This window comes from Rhizomicrobium sp. (assembly GCF_056722145.1).
The window spans coordinates 1-5,809 of record NZ_JBWZET010000252.1; the positions used below are offsets into that span (position 1 = coordinate 1).

Annotated in this window: 3 protein-coding genes and 1 pseudogene; 2 read left to right on the forward strand and 2 right to left on the reverse strand. The window is 64.2% G+C overall.

Features of this window, described 5'->3' with window-relative positions:
* Positions 1 to 441, reverse strand: a pseudogene (locus tag AC1P6P_RS13475) (hypothetical protein); the annotation flags it as partial.
* Positions 442 to 958: 517 nt separating this feature from the next.
* Positions 959 to 2,851, reverse strand: a complete 1,893-nt coding sequence (locus AC1P6P_RS13480; RefSeq protein WP_481402963.1) for a glycoside hydrolase family 127 protein — start codon at positions 2,849 to 2,851, stop codon at positions 959 to 961.
* 473 nt (positions 2,852 to 3,324) lie between these two features.
* Between AC1P6P_RS13480 and AC1P6P_RS13485 the strand changes: the two genes are divergently transcribed.
* Both AC1P6P_RS13485 and carB read left to right on the forward strand, forming a co-directional pair.
* A complete protein-coding gene (locus AC1P6P_RS13485) occupies positions 3,325 to 3,669 on the forward strand; it encodes a GIY-YIG nuclease family protein (RefSeq protein WP_481402964.1) in 345 nt (114 codons plus the stop codon).
* A gap of 354 nt (positions 3,670 to 4,023) precedes the next feature.
* Positions 4,024 to 5,809, forward strand: a 1,786-nt coding sequence (gene carB, locus AC1P6P_RS13490; protein ID WP_481402965.1) for a carbamoyl-phosphate synthase large subunit, incomplete at its 3' end; no start/stop codon positions are given.

Below are 5,809 nucleotides of genomic sequence, written 5' to 3' on the forward strand. Positions count from 1 at the left end.
GGTCGCGTGCGCGAAATCGACCACGCCCTTCCATTGCGCCCGCGTCAGCAGACCGTTGAATCCGGGCGGCGGATGATCGGGCGGCGTGTCGGTGTCGGCGAAAAAGGTCGCGTTGGCCCAGGTGCCGGAGACCCGCATATAGGTCGGCCCCAGCGCCGCCGCCAGCATCCGAAGCCGCGGATTGGCAAGGTCCTTGGGCGTGCGATAGGCATAAATCTTCGGGTCCATGCCGGCCGGCGTCGGCCCTTTCGGCGCCGCATCGGGCGCGCCATAGGGCTTCCAGAACGCCCCGCCGGTGACCTCGATCATTTCCACATTGAAGCCCTGGAACCGCTCGCTGACGGTGCCGATCTTGGGCAAAGTGGAAGGATCGAGAGAAGCCGCATCGCAAACCCCGATCGCGGCGACAGACGCCAGCAAAGCAGCAGAAATCGTTCTCATGCGCGGATCCCCGAGAGTCGACGCGGAATGATAACACACCCGAGGCGACCTCCTCTTGTCATCCCCGGCAAGCAAAGCCGCGCAGCGCCCTCCTTTTGTCATCCCCGGCAAGCGAAGCCGCGCAGCGCCCCCTTCTTGTCATCCCCGGCAAGCAAAGCCGCGAAGCGCCCCCTTCTTGTCATCCCCGGCAAGCAAAGCCGCGCAGCGCCCCCTTCTTGTCATCCCCGGCAAGCAAAGCCGCGCAGCGCCCTCCTTTTGTCATCCCCGGCAAGCAAAGCCGCGCAGCGGCGGCGCGACGACCGGGGACCCAGGTGCCCGAAACGTCGCGATCTCGACGATGACCCGCGTGTCCTCGCAGATATCACCTTGCCGGATAATCCTGGGTCCCCGGTCCTTCACGCTCCGTCGCGCTACGCGCAGCGGAGAGCCCGGCCGGGGATGACAGCCTTTTTTTGTCATCCCCGGCAAGCAAAGCCGCGCAGCGGAGAGCCCGGCCGGGGATGACACGCGGGCCTTTTTACGTCGTCTCCCAATACACCGTGTAGCGCTGCCAGCTTTGGTATAGCGGCTTCAGTTCGATCGCCTCGGCCTGGCCCTCTATCACATAGCTGAGCTTGGTCGCGCCCGGCTGCAGCAGCTCGGTCAGCGGCTTGCCCGAGAGTTTCAGGCTCGGGATCGTGATCGGGAATTTGTCGATGTGCGCGACCTTCTCCGGCTCGCTGTGCTCCGAGGCGCCATTGGTGGCGCCGCCCAGCGGGAATTGGCCGGCGAGGACGATCGGACCAACCAGCAGCGCCTGCACCGTCGGCCGGTCTTCGAAACCCACCGCCTTCAGCGGCATCGGCATTTCCAGCACGACCCGATCACCCGGCTTCCAGGCGCGCGCGATCTTCAGATACTGCCCCGGAACCGCGGCGCCAAACGGCTGGCCGTTGACCAGCACGCGCGGCGCCTCGGTCCACGCCGGAATGCGCAAGTTGAGCGGCCACACCCCGCCGGGCGCCGCCTTCACCACCAGTTCGGTGCGTCCCTCTTCCGGAAATGCCGTGTGCTGCTCCACGGCGATCTTGCGTTCCGACCAGTCGAGCTTGGAGGCCACATACTGGTTCACATAGAGCCCGTTGTGGTCGTGGAAATAGAGGGTGTCGTTGAGCTTGGTGTATTCCTCGACACCGCTCGCGGTGCAGCACCAGAAGGTGGCGTCGTCGTTGCCGACGATCTTCCAGGCGCCCGGCGTCAGCGACAGGTAATACATCGACCGCCCGGTTTCCGGCTCGATAGTGCCGAGGCGGTGGTTGAACAGCAGCCGCTCGTAATACTCCATATACTTCGTATCGCCGCTCCATTCGTAGAGATGGCGCGACAGCTTCATCATGTTGTAGGCGACGCAACATTCGGCGTGCGTGGTCGTCTGGCTCCATTCGGCGCCGAGCTTGTGCGGCTCGGTCAGCCAGAATTCCTTGTTGCCGGTGCCGCCGGTGACATAGCTGCGGTAATCGACGACGCTGTCCCAGAAAAAATCGGCGATGGTGTGATCGTGGTCCTCGCCGCACACCTCGTAGCGCCGCGCCGCCGCGATGACTTGCGGAACGTGGGTGTTGGCGTGCCGGTCCTTGAGTTCGTCTCGGCGCGCCGCCAGGGGTGCGAGGAATTTCTCCTTGGCAAAACGATCGCCGGTCTTGATCCAGCGCGGATCTTTGGTCTCCGCCGCGAGGTCGTAGAACATCTCGGCCATGCCGCCGAATTCGTTTTCCAGCATGTCCTGCATGTGGGCGCGGGGCTTGGTCGCCGTCCAGGCATCGATCCACGCCGCCATCCCCATCAGCACCGGCATCGCCTGCTTGTTGCCGGCGAGCTGATGCATGTCGTAGAGGCCGACCATGATCTTGTGCAGCATGTAGAACGGCGCCCAGACGTCTTTGCCCTTATCGAGCCGGTCGAAGTGCGACGACGGAAAGGCGCTGACATAGCCGCCCTGGTTCAGCGCCTTCTGGCACTCGGCGAGACACGCCACGATGGCATCGCCGCGGGCCTTGAGCTCCATGTCGTCGTCGCCGGCCGTCATCCGCGCGCACGCCGACAAATAGAAGGCCACGAAATGGCCGCGCACCTCACTGTAGGGCGCTTCCCATCCGCCCAGCGGCTTGGCGCTCGACGGCAGGCCGGCGGTGACGCGGAAATTATGCAGCAGCCGGTCGAGATCGACCTGCAGCATGAAGCGGCGGTTCCACAGCATCGCATCGCGGCAAGGACCATCGAGCAGCCGCACCTGGCGTTGCGCAAACGGGTGGAGGCGCAGCGGCACCGGAGCGACGCCGCTGGCATGCGCCACAGTCGTCAGCAGCCACGGAACAGTGGCCAATCCAAACGTCAGTTCGCGCCGATTGATCGGCAACTTATTGGTGTTCAACGAAACCCCCGTGATCAAAGACTCATCCCGCACCGCATTCATCAGATGAATCAAACAGAGCTTCAACCGGCCAATCCGCCCGCACCCCATTTTGTCATCCCCGGCAAGCGCCGACCGGGGACGCCCCCCTTGTCATCCCCGGCAAGCGAAGGGTGCGCCGCTCCCCCTTGTCATCCCCGGCAAGCGAAAGGCGCGGCAGCGACCGAGCGCCGACCGGGGACCCAGGTGGTGGGGCCGCACCGATGTTCGCGGTGACTTGGTGAAATCCTCTTGCCGGCCAATCCTGGGTCCCCGGTCCTTCGCACACCGTAGCGCTCCGCGCCGCGGCGGGCTCGGCCGGGGATGACACACTTTTTTCGAGCCCCCTCTTGTCATCCCCGGCAAGCGAAGGCGCGAAGCGACCGAGCGCCGACCGGGGACCCAGGTGGTGGCGGTAGCTCGATCTACGCGAGAATTCTCGGTATCATGGCGGTGTGCGGGACCATCTCTACTTCGTCTACATTCTGGCGAGTGCCCGAAACGGCACGCTGTACATCGGCGTCACCAACGACGTTGTCCGGCGCACTTGGGAGCACAAGAGCGACCTCGTCGAAGGGTTCACACGGAAGCATGGCGTCCACATGCTCGTCTGGTACGAGATGCACGACGACATCCATACCGCGATCGCGCGCGAAAAAAGGCTCAAGCGGTGGAACCGCGCCTGGAAGATCGAACTGATCGAGAAAGAAAACTCCGGCTGGAACGATCTGTATGATCGGCTCTTCGGTGAGATCCTCCTGCCGGCCAAACCTGGGTCCCCTTTCCCTCGCACGCCTTAGCGCATCGGACGTTCAAGCGAGATCATTCTTTCCTCCCCCGCGATGCTCAAATCATGACTGAAAGGATCTGTCGGCGCGGGGGAGGAAAGATGAACGACGTGATCTCGTCTGAATGTTCGTTGCTCTAGCGCTCTGCGCCGCGGCGGGCTCGGCCGGGGATGACAGTGGGTGGAGCGGGCGTGGCAGTTCCCGCCCCATTCGCGTCGAAAGGCCGGCTCCCGCCCCCGTTGCACAGCATTCTGTGACAGCAGGGTTGCGCCTCCCCCCCTTTGGGGCTAGACGATCCCCTTAACCTGCAATTTGGCCGAACCGGGGTGCGACATTCGTGCGCCCGGACACGCGCGCGAGAAGAAAATGCCTAAACGCGAAGACATCCATACCGTGCTGATCATTGGCGCGGGCCCCATCGTCATCGGCCAGGCCTGCGAGTTCGATTACTCCGGCGCCCAGGCTTGCAAGGCGCTTCGGCAGGAGGGTTATCGCGTGGTGCTGGTGAATTCCAACCCGGCCACGATCATGACCGATCCGCAGCTCGCGGACGCCACTTACATCGAGCCGATCACCGCCACCTTCCTGGAAAAGATCATCAAGCGCGAGCGCGAGAACGTGCCGGTCGGGCGCGGCTTTGCGCTGTTGCCGACCATGGGCGGCCAGACGGCGCTCAACGCGGCGCTGACGCTGCGCAAGCGCGGCATCCTCGAAAAGTACAATGTCGAGCTGATCGGCGCCTCGGCGGCCGCCATCGACAAGGCCGAGGATCGCGAGCAGTTCCGCCAGGCGATGATCAAGATCGGCCTCGACGTGCCGCGCGGCATGACGCTGAAAGGCTATCTGCGCCACAAGAAGGACTCGGGCGGCAACTTCCTCTACGACGACCAGAACAACCCGATCATGGAGCTGTCGCCGGAGGCGTTCACCCACGCCCTCGAAGCGCTCGACCATGTCGGCCTGCCCGCCGTGATCCGGCCCTCGTTCACGTTGGGCGGCACCGGCGGCGGCATCGCCTACAACCGCGAGGAATTCTTCGAGATCGTCGAAGCCGGCCTCGATGCCAGCCCGGTCAACGAGGTGCTGATCGAGGAATCCGTGCTCGGCTGGAAAGAGTTCGAGATGGAGGTCGTCCGCGACAAGGCCGACAACGCCATCATCGTCTGCTCGATCGAGAACATCGATCCGATGGGCGTGCACACCGGCGATTCGATCACCGTCGCCCCGGCGCTGACGCTGACCGACAAGGAATTCCAGCGCATGCGCACGGCGTCCATCGCCGTGTTGCGCGAAATCGGGGTGGAAACCGGCGGCTCCAACGTGCAGTTCGCCATCAACCCCGACGACGGGCGCATGGTCATCATCGAGATGAACCCGCGCGTGTCGCGCTCCTCGGCGCTGGCCTCCAAGGCGACCGGCTTCCCGATCGCCAAGGTCGCCGCCAAGCTCGCAGTCGGCTACACGCTCGACGAGATCACCAACGACATCACAGGCGTCATGCCGGCTGCGTTCGAGCCGACCATCGACTATGTCGTCACCAAGATCCCGCGCTTCGCCTTCGAGAAATTTCCCGGCGCCGAACCGCATCTGACCACCGCGATGAAATCGGTCGGCGAAGCGATGGCGATCGGGCGCACCTTTGCGGAGTCGCTGCAGAAGGCGCTGCGCTCGCTCGAAACGGGTCTCACCGGCCTCGACGAGGTGGAACTGTCCTCCGACCACGACGACATCACCGACGTCTTGGGCCAGACCCACCCCGACCGCCTGCGCCGCATCGCCCAGGCGATACGCAACGGCATGCCGCTCGCCGAGATCGCCGCAATCACCAAGTTCGATCCCTGGTTCCTCGGCGAGATCGAAGCGATCATCAAAGTCGAAGAAGAGGTCAAGGCGTTCGGCCTGCCGAAAGACGCCGAGGCCTTGCGCCGGCTGAAGTCGATGGGCTTTTCCGACAAGCGCCTCGCCAAGCTGACCGGCAAGACCGAGAAGGAAGTGCGCTACGCCCGCCAGCACGCCGGCGTCCACCCCGTGTTCAAGCGCATCGACACCTGCGCCGCCGAATTCGCGGCGATGACGCCGTATATGTACTCGTCCTACGAGACCGGCCCGTCGCCCGAATGCGAAAGCCGGCCGAGCGCTGCCAAGAAGATCA